This window comes from Acinetobacter beijerinckii CIP 110307 (assembly GCF_000369005.1).
GTDB classification, from domain to species: Bacteria; Pseudomonadota; Gammaproteobacteria; order Pseudomonadales; family Moraxellaceae; genus Acinetobacter; species Acinetobacter beijerinckii.
The window spans coordinates 405,287-422,109 of sequence record NZ_KB849764.1 but is presented as its reverse complement, the minus strand read 5'-3'; the positions used below and the strand labels follow the sequence as shown (position 1 = coordinate 422,109).

Annotated in this window: 14 protein-coding genes; 8 read left to right on the top strand and 6 right to left on the bottom strand. The window is 37.6% G+C overall.

The features are described from left to right. Nucleotides 1-234 precede the first annotated feature (234 nt). Nucleotides 235-594 (top strand): hypothetical protein, encoded by a 360-nt coding sequence (locus F933_RS03585; protein ID WP_005058578.1) that lies wholly within the window; start codon nt 235-237, stop codon nt 592-594. A gap of 426 nt (nt 595-1,020) precedes the next feature. On the opposite strand, the gene F933_RS03580 is transcribed toward F933_RS03585, so the two are convergent. The 4 genes from F933_RS03580 to F933_RS03565 form a co-directional block, all read right to left on the bottom strand. Next, entirely contained in the window at nt 1,021-1,821 is an 801-nt protein-coding gene (locus F933_RS03580) for a tetratricopeptide repeat protein (RefSeq protein WP_005058576.1), read from the bottom strand. After that, nucleotides 1,811-3,253, bottom strand: coding sequence for a lytic transglycosylase (locus F933_RS03575; RefSeq protein ID WP_005058574.1), 1,443 nt, complete (start codon nt 3,251-3,253; stop codon nt 1,811-1,813). The genes F933_RS03580 and F933_RS03575 overlap by 11 nt, the downstream gene beginning before the upstream one ends. A gap of 2 nt (nt 3,254-3,255) precedes the next feature. Continuing rightward, nucleotides 3,256-6,060 carry a type VI secretion system Vgr family protein gene (locus F933_RS03570; protein WP_005058573.1) on the bottom strand — a complete coding sequence of 935 codons (2,805 nt, stop codon included), beginning with the start codon at nt 6,058-6,060 and terminating at the stop codon, nt 3,256-3,258. Between the two features lie 174 nt (nt 6,061-6,234). Next, nucleotides 6,235-7,740 carry a bifunctional ADP-dependent NAD(P)H-hydrate dehydratase/NAD(P)H-hydrate epimerase gene (locus tag F933_RS03565; protein ID WP_005058571.1) on the bottom strand — a complete coding sequence of 502 codons (1,506 nt, stop codon included), beginning with the start codon at nt 7,738-7,740 and terminating at the stop codon, nt 6,235-6,237. A gap of 23 nt (nt 7,741-7,763) precedes the next feature. Here F933_RS03565 and queG point away from each other — a divergent pair, with 23 nt between their 5' ends. After that, nucleotides 7,764-8,876 carry a tRNA epoxyqueuosine(34) reductase QueG gene (queG, locus tag F933_RS03560; protein ID WP_005058570.1) on the top strand — a complete coding sequence of 371 codons (1,113 nt, stop codon included), beginning with the start codon at nt 7,764-7,766 and terminating at the stop codon, nt 8,874-8,876. Nucleotides 8,877-8,955: 79 nt separating this feature from the next. Continuing rightward, entirely contained in the window at nt 8,956-9,945 is a 990-nt protein-coding gene (gene bioB / locus F933_RS03555) for a biotin synthase BioB (protein ID WP_005053487.1), read from the top strand. A gap of 48 nt (nt 9,946-9,993) precedes the next feature. Here bioB and F933_RS03550 read toward each other — a convergent pair whose 3' ends face one another. Next, nucleotides 9,994-10,206, bottom strand: coding sequence for a hypothetical protein (locus F933_RS03550; RefSeq protein WP_034710360.1), 213 nt, complete (start codon nt 10,204-10,206; stop codon nt 9,994-9,996). Between the two features lie 135 nt (nt 10,207-10,341). Then, complete coding sequence (locus F933_RS03545; RefSeq protein WP_005058566.1) at nt 10,342-10,689, bottom strand: hypothetical protein; 348 nt, start codon at nt 10,687-10,689, stop codon at nt 10,342-10,344. A 489-nt stretch (nt 10,690-11,178) separates the two neighbouring features. Between F933_RS03545 and F933_RS03540 the strand changes: the two genes are divergently transcribed. From F933_RS03540 to F933_RS03520, 5 genes are all read left to right on the top strand, one after another. Continuing rightward, nucleotides 11,179-11,712, top strand: coding sequence for a fimbrial protein (locus F933_RS03540; RefSeq protein WP_005053481.1), 534 nt, complete (start codon nt 11,179-11,181; stop codon nt 11,710-11,712). 84 nt (nt 11,713-11,796) lie between these two features. Beyond that, the gene (locus tag F933_RS03535) at nt 11,797-12,531 is read left to right on the top strand and encodes a fimbrial biogenesis chaperone (protein WP_005053478.1); all 735 of its coding nucleotides are present in this window, start codon (nt 11,797-11,799) and stop codon (nt 12,529-12,531) included. 63 nt (nt 12,532-12,594) lie between these two features. Next, complete coding sequence (locus F933_RS03530; protein ID WP_005058562.1) at nt 12,595-15,165, top strand: fimbria/pilus outer membrane usher protein; 2,571 nt, start codon at nt 12,595-12,597, stop codon at nt 15,163-15,165. Next, entirely contained in the window at nt 15,162-16,178 is a 1,017-nt protein-coding gene (locus tag F933_RS03525) for a fimbrial protein (protein ID WP_005058560.1), read from the top strand. The genes F933_RS03530 and F933_RS03525 overlap by 4 nt, the downstream gene beginning before the upstream one ends. A 142-nt stretch (nt 16,179-16,320) precedes the next feature. Next, nucleotides 16,321-16,821 (top strand): chalcone isomerase family protein, encoded by a 501-nt coding sequence (locus tag F933_RS03520; RefSeq protein ID WP_005058558.1) that lies wholly within the window; start codon nt 16,321-16,323, stop codon nt 16,819-16,821. The last annotated feature ends 2 nt before the right edge of the window (nt 16,822-16,823 follow it).

The window sequence follows — 16,823 nt, the reverse complement described above, 5'->3', positions numbered from 1 at the left end:
ACAGCCAGTAAAAGCCATGTCTCTAAACTGTAGATATATTTCTTATTTTATAAAACCCAATATAATGAATTTTATTTCACCTCTATTTACATGATCTATAAATATTTTTTTCCAACGTTTAGCTAGAATGGAAATAGATAGCTCTTTCTTGAATGAAGAAATTATCGTTTCATAAACAATGAGTGCTCTATTCGCTACAAGGATTTAGCCAAATGATGAAGAAAGGTTAGTTTTATGGAAAAAACACTACAATGTCCCAAATGTGGTTCTGCAGAAATTGAAGTACGTGATCATGACAAATTACTGAGAACAACAGGTGGCGTTTTAATGACTGCTGCTGGTACAACTGCTGGAACCGTAGGTGGTGCTGCAACTGGTGCATCCGTTGGAGCTGCAATTGGTACTGTAGCAGGTCCATTAGGGGTAATTGTTGGTGGGACTATTGGAACTTTCGTAGGGGCGATTAGTGTCGGGATAACTGGTGGAGTTGTCGGTAATATTTTCGGAAAAAAAGCAGGTGTAGTGATCGATAAGAATATTTTTCAAGACTATCTTTGTCTGAAATGCAAACACCGTTTTAAACAAAAAACCTGAGTAAACCTAAGACACATTTTTCGTTTTTCTGAGCTGATATATTAAATCGTATCAGCTTAAATACTTTTTCATTGTTTATTAAAGATGAGAAAGACTGCTTCTCAAGGTTTCGATTTATATATGGCAGCCCAAAGCGACAATTGGAAACACTATTAAATTGGAGTCAAATTTAACTTTATCTACTACAGGCCTATATCTTATAAGCATATTTATCTTGATCAAATAAATTTTGTGTTTTTTGGAATAATGGGGTTAACATCTTGTTGGCTATGACTATCTTTTCAGATTCGTCGTATTTCTAGAGTTATTACGAACCATTAAAGAAAATGAAGATAAAAACAGAGTTAGAACAACCAAGAAAAAATCCTTTTTTGTCTTAATCTTCATATTCGACCTAATTTCCTTACATTAAGCAACTGATATTAATTAATTTGGATGACCAATATACCACTTCAAGTTTTGCTGTGCTTTTGGATCACCTAACTCTGCCAAAGGCTTAATAAGCTCAATAGCTTTCGCTACATTTTTATTAACACCTTTACCGCTAAAGTACATTTCCGCCAATTGAATCTGCGCTAGACTATAATCTTGATTTGCCGATTTATTAATCCATATAAAAGCTTTGTTATAGTCCTGCTCGACTCCTTCTCCGTAATAATAAGCTTGGCCAACATTGAACTCAGCATCACGATTTTGTTGCTCTGCTGATTTACGAAAATACTCTAATGCTTTGTCGTAATCTTGGTCAAAGAGAATTCCATTACTATAATAAAGACCTAGCATATTTAAAGCATTAGGATCATTCATTTTTGCTGATTTTTCAAAATATGGTAAAGCTTGTTTATGATTACCATTTAAGAAATCAAGTGCTCCTATATTATAAATAGCTTCTCTAAAACCTTGATCTGCTGACTTTTGATACCAATATTTAGCTTGTTTTAGATCAATCTCGCCCCAAAAACCATGCTGATAACCACTCCCCAAAGCATTTTGAGATTTAGCATCACCTTGCTCTGCAAGTTGCTTAAATATTTTGTAAGCTTCAAAATTTTTATCTTCCTCAAATAAAACTTCAGCATTTTTAAACAAAGTATCAATCTCTTGTTGGCTACTATTATTTTTCGGTTCCGTTGTATTTGTGGAATTTCCACAAGCAACCAAAAGAGATGAAGACAAGAAGAAAGCGAGAACAAATAACGTTACACTATTTTTAGTCTTAATCCACATATTGAATACCTTTTCCTTTGCCCTTCATTAGGCGCTCATTTCGATCATATAATAAAATAGGAATGGTATATGATTTTGCAACAGAATGGGTTATTCCAAAAGGTTTACTACTAACCATTTGCTTTGCTTTTTTCGTTTCTAAAGCAGCACCTGCCGTAAAACCTTGTCCTCTTACATCCCTTTTTACAGCATTTCCATGGCTATCAACATCATCTACTGTGGCATAACTATTTGCTCGACTGATTGAGTAAGTACCAACGTTTAAGGTATTAGTCAAAGTTAGCCCACTACCAGTCAGGTCAGAAACATGCTTAGCTTTCACATTCAACGTTGTACTTCCCATAGAAACACTCACATCTTTCTTTAAGCTTTCTTTAAGCTTTTTTTCATCTTTTAGTAATTGCGATAATTCATTTATATTTCCACCATTGGCTAAATGAGGGACTTTACTTGGGTCAACTTCACCACTTATACCAACAGAAACAAATAGCATCCAGTCTCCGTTATCATCATAAGCAATCCCAATATCTAACGCACTTCCAATAAAATAGAGTGCTCCACTAAAAGTTATAAATATTTGTTTAACTGAAGGTTCTTTGGCTTGATACTGTGTGATTGCTAAACCTTTTGCTTTTGAAAACATCAGCTCTTTTTTTAAAATTTCAGGAATATAGCGATCTCGATTATTTTTTACTTTTAAAATTTTTCCAACTGGAAGTGTATTCATCTCATACAAAGGAATACTATTCTGCATAGCAATCAGACTAGGATTAACTTTAAACTTTTTTGCTAAACTCGATAGCGTATCCCCTGCCTTAACTTCATAGACAATATCTACAAAATCATTTGGATTACTTGATTTAATTGATATTTTTTCTTTTTTTACAGCATCTCCAATATAAATTTTTTGTCCAATCTTAATTTTATTCTGATCTTTTATATCATTATTGCTCATAAGCACTTGGATATCTTTTTTAAATTTCTGAGCAATTGTTTTTAAAGTATCTCTAGATTGTACTTGGTAATAGTCAGACTGATGGTTAGATGCACCTTTATCGGCTGTAACAGCTTTCCCCAGCTTACTAAAAGGAATTTGTACTCTTAAAGCATATTCAATACTTTTCATATGAAGATAATTTTCATTGACGTGTATTTTTTTTACCAATGTCCATTGTCTATATGATGTTGGTGTTCCTTTCACATAAACTTCAATGGTGCACACCCCACTCACTGTAAAAGGTTCTGTCTCACCCTTCTTATTTGTTACTTTCATAAATTTGGGAGGCGTTATCGTAGGGGTTACCCATTTTTTTTGTAATTCAGGTGTCAATTTAAGAATATCATTACTCGTTTGAATCCTATACTCAAGGTTAGAGACAACCTCTTTAGAGCCAAAATAAAAAAATGTGATGCGGAAATTTAGTTTAGCCAACTTCAGTTCTCCAAATTATCATTTGGTTCTACGAAAAATTCTTCTTCGACAACAAAATCAGGATGTTCAATAATCAACTCCAATTCTTCCATCTCAGAAGATGAAATTCTTTTTGTTCGACCCTTTGCATCTAGAAACCCTTCGTGGAAAGCCCCATTATTCATATAAATTCTATATTTTGATTGAGAAAAATCAGATAACATATCCAATTGACTTAGATCAAATTTCATACTTTTTAGAACTAGCTCAAAGTCTGAACTTGGTAATATTGGAAGCTCATATACCGATTTCGCCCCACCCATAAACCAATGCTGCCCCGCCTTCACCTCAAACTTACCACCCGTGGTCGGAAAAATACCTGAACCATTAATCTTGATTTGTGAACCGCCTGCGGTAATCACAATCTCTTTTGGGCTAGTGATTTCAATGCGGTCTTCCGTCGAGATGATTTGAATCCCTTGCTTGGCTAATAGATCCATTCCATCAGCCTGTGCCAACATCTCAAACTTACCTTTTGCCGCAACTTGCTTAATGCCATTCTGCGCTGCAAACAGGCTTACCTTAGCACTTGCATGTGCGATCAGATTCTTTTGGGTGCTTAAGTTGATACTATCACTCGCAAACTGATTAATTTGTCCATCCGCTGATAAATGAATATCTTCATTGGTGCTGAGTCCAATACCATTGGGTGAGCTAAGCAACAGCATTGCTTTATTAAACTTGGCAATATCAGCTTCAATGGATTCGAAAAAAGCTTTCAATTGCTCAATCGACTCAATCTCATCAGTCTGCTGATTCTTAGCAACTTCGCTCAGTGCCTTGGCGTTGCTTTGGTTACCCTCAAGCTGCTGTTTAGCAACTTGTGCATCCAGATGCTCACCATGTGCTTGATCCTGCTTTTGGGTACTAAGCAATAAACCTTGCCCTGCACGTACTGCACCCCATTGGTCAGTACGCAGTTCAAAGCCTTCTCCACGGTCTTCGCTTTCAGCCTTGTCTTTGGGATGACTCAGTTTACCCAAGTTCAGCTGACTGGCTGCATGGCTACTTTGTAGTTGTGCACTGATTTGACCAGTGGTGTCATCAAAGCGTAGTTGGTTAAAACCTTCGCCTTGATATTCTTTGGACTTGATCCCTGCCAGTTTCTTGGTATCAGGTAGCTTACCTGAGTTATCGAACTTGGTCGGGCTGCGGTGTGCTTCATGAATCCGTCCTGTGACAAATGGACGATCAATATTTCCATCAAAGAAATCGATCACTACGATTTCATCGATACGCGGTAAAAAGCGTGCACCATAGCCTTCTCCTGCCCATGGAGTCAGTACATCCACCCACGCTGAATCGGTGTCGTTATTATTCGCGCCTGCACCGCCATCGTGGCTATGGTCTTCATTTCTTGTGAATAGGAATCTTACTTTTATCCTACCCCATTCATCGACATGAATTTCCTCACCACTTGGCCCAACCACTTTGGCACGTTGTGGTGAAGCTGCTGGACGGTGTTGTAATGGGTAATATTCGGGTACGGTTTTGATATTGCGACGTTGTAGTGTCAACTGGTTGGCTTGGCGTTCTTCGGTGTTATTTGGTTGGGTTGGCTGCCAATTGCTTTGCGCTAATAGTTGATTAATCTGTTGGTTCAAGTCTTTCGGTAAGTTGTTTTGGTTATAAAATTGCTTGCCTGTAATGAGGAACTCTTTGTCTGCTCCATCGTGTTGATCTATTTCAGGGTGTTCTATCAATTCAAACCAGTAACCGACATGGGTATCTCGAACGGTGGTCTGGGCTATAAATTGTTTGGATTGTAAGTCGTAGTATTGGCTGAGGTTCTGATTGATTTTTTCAATTTGAGCATTGCCTGATTGAGTTGATCCATCTTCACCATTCAAGTCTTGCATCCATGCGGGTGAGAAGTGCCATGCTTGTTCTAGTCCTAGACTGGCATTGTTATGTTGCTCACTGTGTAGATGGGTACTTTGGACGCTGCCTGCGCCTTCTTCTTGTTCTAAGGCATCGGCTTGCCAGCGTTGTACATGTACACTACTGGGTTGTAGTGAACGCTGCCCGACCAAACTGGTCATGCTGTCGTATTGTTCTGTAGCACTGCTGCGGTGGTAGCGAATCTGTCTTCGTTCGAGTGCTTGGTATTGGCTATTGTCATCGATGAGTCGAAGTTTTTGTGCTTGGATAGCAGCGCTGCTGAGTGCAACAATTCGCTCGGCTTCATCGATTAGCCAATTGATACCTTCACTGCGCATTAATCGGGTTAGGAAGTCATAGTCACTTTCATTGGCTTGCATGATGAATGGGCGGACATCGTAGTCTTGGCTGAGGCCACTTAAATCTAAAGTTAGGCTTGAAGCAAACAGTGGGCTTTTTTGTTGCCACTCTTTGAAGATGATTTCCACTACATCAGGCACACTTTTATTCATAAATACGCGGCTGTTACGGCGTTGTTTCCATAGTGTGGTGGGGTCTTCGAGGGTCAGTTTATATAGTGTTAAGCTGCCGTCCGATTGTCCTTGTAGGGCTTGGATGATGATGCCTGTGACAGGAGTCAACTGACCTTGATCGGTCACTGTATCTATCGCAACCTGACTACCAATGAATTGTTTTAAGGGAATGGTGGCATTGGTGGATAGGCAGATCAGTTCTGCTTTAAAGCCTTGATTGAGGTGATGTTGACCATCGATACGTTGCAAAAAAATTTGTGTATTTAATTTTTGATTAGAAAACTGGATATGAATGGCACGTTTTTGTGCGGTAAGACCTAAACTCTCTAAAGCTTGAAATATATTATTGAACATCTTTTTTGAATATTGGCTTAAATTTCGCGCATTTTATAAACAGTAGACAATCCTGTCTAGATCGTTCGTGTTATCGATTAGTTATCAAAGCGTACAATACCTCCTCAAATACTTGAAAAATACGTCGTCCTTCGAAATTAGAAATCAATAACCAACTCATAAATATTTAACTATCTAATTATTATTCACTACTTGATAGATCACTTTGCTCATGTCATGCGCTTGTAAACCTCTCATGCCATTTTCAGCAAGTAAATCACCCGCTTGTGCATGTAAGCTAACAATTTGATGTAAAGCAATTTGTTGATGAAACTGAGCTTTTAAACTAGCAATCATTCCTGCTAACACATCACCCATGCCTCCGCTTCCCATACCAGCATTGCCTTGCGTACAGATCCATAAATGATTATCCAAAGTTAAACTTCCTGCACCTTTCAAAATCCATTTTGCTGAATATTTTTCTTTAAGCTTATAAATCGCTGCAATTCGATCCTGCTCAATATCTGCTACTGTACAACCCAACAATGTTGCAGCCTCACCTGAATGTGGTGTTGCATAAATATGATTGTTTAATTGTTGCGGATGTTTAGCCAAAAACCAAAGTCCATCAGCATCGAGTACACATTCTAAATGTGAATTCTGATCCAGATACTCAAACCATTTTAAATATATTGATTCAGCCCATTGATCGCGTCCTAATCCCATACCAAAACATACAGCATCGACTTGTGTTAATAGATGTTGAATAGCCTCTTGATCTAGAACATTGATGTCTCGAACCATAATATTAGGTGAACGCGATAAAATTGCTTGATGATGTTTAGCATGGCAAACCACTGTAACTTTGCCAGCGCCAGCATGAAAAGCTGCTTCAGCAGACATAATGACTGCACCCCCCATATCTGCATGCCCACCCACTACGAGAACATGACCATAATTTCCTTTATGACCAAAAGCTAAGCGTTTACGTAGAGCAATTTCTTGTGGTGATAAATAAGCAATCGGTGTTAATGCTGAATCAGTAGGAATAAGGCTAACTAGATCGAGTATTCCAACATATTCTTTACCTTGACCTGTAAACAACCCAGCCTTGTATCCTAATATTGTAAAAGTCAGATCTGCTTGAATAGCACACGATAAAGCTTGTCCCGTATTGGCATGTAATCCACTCGGAATATCAATCGAGACTTTAAATCCTGTTTGTCTATTAAAAAGTTGGATAATATTTTGCCACTTTTGATCAAGTTTTCGGTTTAAACCTATGCCAAATAAAGCATCGATGTAGCAGTCAAATATTGGTAAATCTTGCTGGATTTCATGTTCAGTCAATAAATAATCAATCGTTTGAATATCAACTTGTTGGCTTTGTGCATACTTAAATGCTTGTTGTAAATCAGAAGATTGACCTAGCTCAGTTGCAAAAATCGTTACTTTATAGCCCTGCTGCTTTAAAAATGCTGCAATAAAATAGCCATCACCAGCGTTATTACCATGCCCACACCAAACTGCGATATTCTGAATTTCCTTTAGCAGAAACCGTTCATTTAATCGCTGAGATATTGTCCAAGCCGCTTGCTGCATTAATCCCAAAGATGAATTGTGCTGAGCAAACCAACGACGCTCCCATGCTTGTATACTTTGACTGTCGTAAACTGGACTATGGTAAACTGAACGTTGCATGGTTTTCTCCTTATTATTGGTTTATGGCTTTCACTCCTTCATCTCAAAAGATTGAGATTCAACAGCTTGATCCTCAACAGCTCAAAACGTGGATCAAAGCACAAGCTTTGGACTTAGGCTTTTCTGATTGTGTCATTGCTAAACCAGATGCTCAAGATCAAATGCCACGTTTTAAAGAATATTTGGAACGTGGTTACCATGCGGATATGCACTATTTAGAGGAAAATCTGGAAAAGCGAGCTGATCCAACCTTACTTGTTCCAGGTACAAAAAGCATCATCTGTGTGCGAATGAACTATCTTGTGGCATCACCCAAGCCCCGTTATGTACCATTTGAACCAAATTCAGCCATTATCGCACGCTATGCGCGAGGTCGTGATTACCATAAAGTGATGCGTGGACGACTCAAAACCTTAGCCAATCGAATTAAAGAAAAAGTGGGCGATTTTGAGTCACGTCCTTTTGCTGATTCAGCACCTATTTTTGAAAAATCTTTGGCTGAAAGTGCTGGCATGGGGTGGACTGGAAAACATACATTACTCATCCATAAAAAATCAGGATCCTTTTTTGTTTTAGGTGAATTATTTACATCGCTTGATCTTCCTTTTGATCAGCCTGCAACAGCACATTGTGGCTCTTGTACAGCGTGTATTGATATATGCCCAACTCAAGCGATCGTTGAACCTTATATGTTAGATGCAAGAAAATGTATTGCGTATCTAACCATTGAATATAAAGGTATTATTCCAGAAGAATTACGTGCTGGCATAGGAAATCGAATTTTTGGTTGTGATGATTGTCAGTTAATTTGTCCTTGGAATGGATTTGCCAAAACCGCTACCATTTCAGACTTTGACCCTAGACATGGTTTAGATAACATTCTTTTATTAGATATTTGGCAATGGGATGAGGCAACATTTTTAGCCAATACAGAAGGTAGTCCAATACGACGCACAGGCTATCAATCATTTAAACGTAATATTGCAATCGGGCTTGGAAATGCGCCATACTCAGATAAAATCATAGCCAAATTGCAAGAAGCAAAAACTTGGCACGATGAGATTGTAAATGTTCATATTGATTGGGCAATTCAACAACAAATGCATCAATCAAATGTTCACCAAATAGAAAAATGATGTTTTTTGCCCTATGGCTTTGGCACGATTTCTGTATGATTAATCTCAATCTTTGTAATCAATTATCATGGATATAACAATGACCCTACGTAATGACTGGACTCGTGACGAAATCCAAGCTTTGTACGACCAACCTTTTTTAGACTTAGTATTCCAAGCACAAGGTGTTCATCGTCAACATTTCCAAGCAAATACGATTCAGGTCAGTACACTTCTTTCAATTAAAACGGGTAAATGTCCTGAAGACTGCAAGTATTGCTCCCAATCTGCACGCTATGACTCAAAACTAGAAGCTGAAAAGCGTATTGCTGTTGACAAGGTAATTCGTGAAGCTCTTTCTGCAAAAGAATCTGGTTCTTCTCGTTTTTGTATGGGCGCAGCATGGCGTAACCCACATGAGCGTGATATGCCATACGTGCTTGAAATGGTTCGCGAAGTCAAAGCATTAGGCTTAGAGACCTGTATGACACTTGGTATGCTAAATCAATCTCAAGCAGAGCGATTAAAAGATGCTGGTTTAGATTACTACAACCACAATCTTGATACCTCTCGCGAATACTATTCGCATATTATCAGTACACGTACTTTTGATGATCGTCTTGATACATTGGATCATGTGCGTCAAGCGGGTATGAAAGTATGTAGTGGTGGTATTGTTGGTTTAGGTGAAAGCCGTAATGACCGTATTGGTTTATTACATGAACTTGCAACGATGCCAGTACATCCTGAATCTGTACCAATTAATATGCTTGTACCGATTGAAGGAACACCACTTGCAGAAGTAGAAAAGCTTGATGTGACAGAATGGATTCGTACCATTGCTGTAGCACGTATTATCATGCCACACAGCTATATTCGCTTATCTGCTGGACGTGAATCTCTCAGTGATTCTGATCAAGCCCTCGCATTTATGGCTGGAGCAAATTCATTATTCTCTGGTGATAAGCTCCTCACCACTCCAAATGCAGGCGAAGGTAAAGATCAAATTTTATTTGAAAAATTAGGTTTAACTGCAGAAAAACCGAAACCTACAGTTTCAGAGCTCTCTATAGATGCCATGAGTGCATAAATCAAAAAGCCTTGTCGTCTGACAAGGCTTTTTCAGATCTGTCCATAATTAAATAGAAGTCACTAAAATTCCATATTTTGCGTTTAAAAACATTCCTACACGAATGATATCGACACCAGCGGCATGTGTTACTGATAATTCTTGGGTATGCACATCAAAATGAAACGAATCAAAAATATCTTGATGCTGCATAAGCCATAAAATTGTATCGGCAGTAGATTCGTCTACAGTGTATGTTTCTAAATTAAAATCTTTAGTCATATAGATCATTCTTTGTACATCAAGATATGTTTATCATAACCAATAGAACAGGTTTAAACAGCATAAAAAAACACTTAGTCAAAGGAGATTGATGACTAAGTGTATAAACGAGGAACTGAAATTTCCGAGTTTTAATTAAGCCGCTTGCGGACTAACAATTGTTTGACCCGCTTTTAAACTTTCAACCGCTTTAGTATTAAATTCTAAATTAAGCACGTGATTATCTAAGTGCACATGATAAGAACGAATTAATGACTGCTGCCCTTCATCAGTTTCAAGTACATATTCATCAGCAATATTTAAAATACCTTCTAAATTAGTCGTACTTGAAGCGCGGTCATGTCCAAATAAATCATAGATGGTTTGTAGATTAAAACTTGTTTCATGTTCATAAGAATGCGTTTTAAGATGGTCTTCTAAGAACAATACAAATTTATGTGCAAAAAAATAGTAATTCGGTTTATGGGTATAAAGCATGTTCATTGAAAGCTCCTTAAGTTAGGATGATTTTTCATCTAATCATGACTAAAACAGTAAGAATTTAACCTTAAAAAATTCTTAAAAGAAGTTTGGCGTTTTTGTAACCATGTTAATTTTGAAAAAAATGTCAGACCTAATAGGCAAAAAAAGTCACAATTTTGTGAACAGTCATAAAAAATTAATAAAAAAAGTTAGTCATTTTGTATAAAAAACAAACAAACAGTGCAACATTACTTACAAAAACAATCCTAAGATCAACAAATATTTGTGTAAAATTCACATAATCAAGAAAACTTTAAAAGCAAAAATAAAAAATAAACAATGAGTTAAATTTAATCTGCTTAAGAATATTTTAAGAAATATTAAATTTGTGATGGAGTTTGCATTTTTTCAAATAACTGGTATATTTCGCACATTACTTGTTCAGCGCAAAAAAATATCTGGAAAAGTAATTTAATTCAAACTTTTAGCTGATGTATTCGAGAAATTATTATGAAAAAACTTGCTTTGATCGCTACTCTTTCAGTTGTTGGTATTGCTAACGTACAAGCTGCTGACGGTACGATTACGATTAATGGTTTAGTAACTGACAAAACTTGTGACATCGTAACTCCAGCGGGTAAAGATTTTACTGTAACTCTTCCAACTGTATCTAAACAAACTCTTGCTAATGCAGGTGATGTTGCTGGTCGTACACCATTCCAAATCAACTTAGGAAACTGTTCAGAAGGTAAAGTTGCTACTTACTTCGAACCAGGTGCTACTGTTGACTTTAATACTGGTCGTTTACTTAACCAAAACGCTGCTGGTGCTAAAAACGTTGACGTTCAATTATTAGGTGACAACAACCAAGCAATTCCAGTACTTGCTGCTGGTGCTTCTGGTGCTCAATCTAACTCTCAGTGGGTTGACGTTGTAGAAGGCGGTACTGCTGACCTTAACTACTATGCTGAATACTATGCAACTGGCGCTTCTACTGCTGGTCAAGTAAATACTTCAGTTCAGTACACAATCATTTATCAATAATCTTTGATAAATCTCTGCGAGTTTTTATGCACTTAAAAACTCGCAGTTTTCAATAAAAAACATGCAACTGTAGAGTAAATATAAATGGCACTGAACGGTTACAATTTTTTGCTTGGTTTAGCGATGTCTTCTATTCTTGTCGCAAATAGCACACATGCAGAAATTATCTTACATGGTACTCGAGTGATCTATCCTTCTGATGCTCGTGAAGTTACCTTGCAAGTAAGTAACAATGGTTCTAAACCATCTCTTGTTCAGGCATGGATTGATGAAGGTGATGCTAAAAGTACACCAGACCAATCAAAAGTTCCATTTATGATTACACCACCGATTTCTCGGGTTGATCCAACCAAGAGTCAATCTCTTCGTATCACTGCTCTGCCAAATGCAGCTCAAATCGATCAGAAAAAAGAAACGGTTTATTGGTTAAACGTGCTGGATATTCCACCTCGTCCTAAAGCTGGTGCAAAAGATGAAGTTCCTGATAACTTTCTCCAACTAGCGATTCGTTCACGTATTAAGTTTTTCTATCGTCCTGCAAGTATTAAAGAAGATGCAAATCTAGCAGGAGAAAAACTACAGTGGTCTAGAAGCGGACAAACTTTGACGGTTAAAAACCCAACACCGTTTCATGTCACAATGACATCGATATATCAGCATAATGCAGGAAAAACTGTCGACCTACTTCCTAAAGGTCTAATGCTCGCGCCGTTTTCTGAAGACAAAGTCCAATTGAAAACTGCAGGTATCGAAAAACTTAGTTTTATTAATATTAATGATTACGGTGGTCGTATCGAACACCCAATCAAACTTCAATAACAAGTAAATTTACTCCCACTCAATAGATGATTGTGTACCTATCGTTGAATAGGCGAATGTATTATGTCAAAGAAAAATGCAACAGCTAAATTCTTAAAGCGTCGAGTTTGTTATTACCTCACATCTGGGGTAATCACAATTACGATGCCTATGGCTGTATATGCGGTAGAACAGACAGCAGAACAAGCGCCAATGGAAGCAGAGTTTGATTCTGTCTTTCTCATAGGTGATGCACAAAAAGTTGATGTTTCCCGTTTCAAATACGGTAATCCTGTTTTGCCCGGTGAATATAGCGTTGATGTTTATATCAATGGCAACTGGTTTGGCAAAAAAAGAATGGTTTTCCGTTCAACTGAACAAAATCAAAATGCATTTACCTGTTTTACTTCAGGTTCATTACTTGAATACGGTGTAAAACAAGAAGTACTGGTCAATCGTACCGAGTCAGCCGCTCCAAATGCTTGTTACAAGATCGAAGAATGGATTGAAAATGCGTATTATGATTTTGATACTTCTCGCCTACGTGTAGACATTTCTATTCCACAAATTGCACTACAGAAAAATGCACAAGGCTATGTTGATCCAAGTATTTGGGATCGCGGCATTAATGCAGGCTTTTTATCTTATAGTGGTAGCGCGTATAAAACTTTTAATCGTGCAAATGACAATAAAGAAACCACAAATGCTTTCATGGCTCTTTCTGCTGGAGCAAATATTGCAGGTTGGCAACTTCGTCACAATGGTCAGTGGCAATGGCAAGATGGCAATCAAAGTGAACTCGATTCAAAAACCAAGAAAAAATCTAATTACGAATCAACCAGCACTTATTTACAACGTGCTTTCCCACAATATCGTGGTGTTTTAACGCTCGGTGATAGTTTTACCAACGGTGAATTGTTTGATTCATTTGGTTATCGTGGTGTAGATTTTTCAAGCGATGATCGCATGTTACCAAATAGTATGCTTGGTTACGCACCGCGTATTCGTGGTAATGCAAAAACCAATGCAAAAATTGAAGTGCGCCAACAAGGTCAATTGATCTATCAAACGACTGTAGCACCGGGTAGCTTTGAAATTAATGATCTCTACCCTACTGGTTTTGGTGGTGAGCTTGAAGTTTCTATTATTGAGTCAAATGGAGAGGTTCAAAAGTTCGCTGTTCCATATGCTTCAGTTGTACAAATGCTACGTCCTGGGCTCAGCCGCTACTCATTAACGGCTGGTGAATTTCGTGATCGCGATATTGATTTAACCCCTTGGACAACTCAAGGTAAATACCAACGCGGTATTAATAACTATTTGACAGGATATACTGGTTTTCAGTTGGCTGAAGACTATAGCGCTATATTATTGGGTGCAGCCTTTGCTACCCCGATTGGTGCAGTATCACTTGATGCAACCCATTCAAATGCAGATTTTGACAAACAAGGTTCACAATCTGGTCAGAGTTTCCGTTTAAGCTACAGTAAACTTATTTCTCCAACCAACACCAATTTAACCTTGGCGGCGTATCGTTATTCTACTGAAAACTATTATAAATTACGCGATGCACTATTAATTCGAGACCTTGAAAATAAAGGTGTTAATACTTTTGCAGTTGGTAAACAACGTAGCGAGTTCCAAATTACCTTGAACCAAGGTTTACCTGATGGTTGGGGTAACGTGTATATGGTTGGTTCTTGGAATGACTATTGGAATCGAAATGAAACGAGTCGCCAATATCAGATCGGTTATAGTAATAACTATCATGGCTTAACTTATGGTCTTTCTGCGACCAATCGTGAAGTTGAATATGGTTCGCGTAGTCAAACACGTGACACTGAATATTTGATGACCCTATCTTTCCCGATTAATTTCAGAAAGAGCTCAGTTAATGTTAACGCCAACGTTTCTGAAGACAGCCGTACAGTAGGTTTCAGTGGTATGGTTGGCGATCGTTTCAGCTACGGCTCGTCGGTATCACACCAAGATAGACAGAGCCCAAGCTTTAACGCCAATGCTCGTTATCGTACTAACTTTGCTACAGTTGGCGGTTCTTATAGCGTTGCGGATACATATCAACAAGCAATGGTCAGTGTTAGTGGTAATATTGTTGCGCACTCTGAAGGTATCCTATTTGGTCCAGAACAAGGTCAAACTATGGTACTGGTTTATGCACCTGATGCTGCTGGGGCAAAAGTAAATAATACGACTGGTTTGAGTATTAATAAATCAGGTTATGCTGTTATTCCTTACGTAACACCGTACCGTTTGAATGACATCACCCTTGACCCACAAGAAATGTCAACCAATGTTGAATTAGAAGAAACGAGCCAACGTATTGCTCCTTTTGCAGGTGCAATTGCAAAAGTTGATTTCTCAACCAAGAAAGGTTATGCCATTTACATCAATACAAAAACTGCAACTGGTGAAAGTTTACCTTTTGCTGCTCAAGTCTTTAACGATAAAGACGAAGCAATTGGAATCGTTGCTCAAGGTAGTATGGTGTATTTACGTACTCAAGAACCAAAAGGTGATTTGTACGTAAAATGGGGCGATGATGCCAATGAAAAGTGCAATTTTAATTATGACGTTACAGCACAAATTTCTAACGATCAGCAAAGCATGATCATGACCGAGGCAGTATGCAAATGAAAAAATTACTCTTAAATAGTGTTTTGCTTACCGCAGGTCTTGGTATCTATAGTGAAGCAAATGCAAGATGCTCTATTTATAACTATCAACCTAACGATGTGAAAATGTCTGTAGGTCGAGTGGTTGTTCGTCCAAGTGATGAGGTTGGAAAAATCTTACGTAAAGCTACTTTTTCCATAGGTCCAACAAACACTAGAGCTCGCTACTGTAATTCTAGCGACTACCTTATTGCAGAATTGAATCAAGGTTATCCGCTTAGTTCTCAGGGGAATAATATCTATAATACTAATATCCCTGGAATTGGAATTCGTCTTTATCGAGAAGCTGAAAATGCCAGTAATTTTTCTGGTTATTACCCTTATACACGTGGCGGGCTGAACTATAACACCACATATAACTTAGCCAATGGTTATTTTGTCGTTGAAATTGTTAAAATAGCAGAACAAACAGGCTCGGGTGCATTGGTTCCTGGACAATATAGTAGTTATTATACTAATGGTAATGCTCAACAGCCCTTCTTGACGAGTACAGTACTTGCTAATGCTATTACGATTGCATCTTCATCTTGTGAGCTACAAGGTAATATTAACAAAGTCGTTCAACTTCCCACTGTTATGAAATCAGGTTTTAGTGGTGTTGGTTCAACTCAAGGCGAGCAATCTTTTGATTTAAACCTTCTTTGTAATGGTGGTCAAAACCCAACCGGATATGAGGAAAAAAATCAGATTAGCTTAGACTTTGATTTTCCACAAGATGGTACTAATAATCAGGTCATGGCAAATACCGCACCAAACTCTACTAAAGCAAATGGTGTGGGTGTTCAGTTAATGTGGAAGTATCAAAACAATAATCAAGTTATTCGTAAAGGTGATAAGTTACAAGTTGGAACGGTTAACTCTAATCAAACTGTTCAATACAACATTCCATTATCAGCTCGCTATTATCAGACAGCAACCAATGTCACCGCTGGTACTGTTCGTGCAATGGCAACAGTTACAATCCAATACGATTAATTTTTAAATGTGATATAAATTCTAGCGATTCAACCCAATCAAATGATTGGGTTTGCTTAAATATTAATCTTAAAAATATTTACACAACTAAAAAATTATTTTGATATTTTAAAAACATAGCAATTTCACATGCGAGATTTGTATGAAAACTTATCAAAAGAATATTTTAATATTATCTTGTAGTTTGGGCTTTGGAGCGATTTTCAATCCAGCATTTGCAAATGTTCAACTCTGTAAAACAGCACCGCTGATAGTAACTAAAAAAAATGTTGGTTCTGTATCCTACTATGCAGATGATTGTAAAAAAAATTGGGAAACACAGAATATAAAATTAGATTTTTCTTATAGCCAAAATATTCCCGAATGGGCTTTTAAACGTGCTGCAACTTACTTTTTAAAGAAAAATGTTCCCTCTTTTTCTGATGACTCTTCATTAAATACGATTACTGAACTCTATAGGCCAGTAAAAAAAGGTGATCTTTACTCTTTAAGTTATACTCAAAATAGTAAGACACTTAGCCTATCGCTAAACCAAAAATCACTCGGTGCAATCACGGATCAACAATCTAATCAGTATTTCAAAATTTGGTTTGGAAGTTCGCCATTTAATGCTAAATTAAAGCAACAATTACTAAATCAATAACT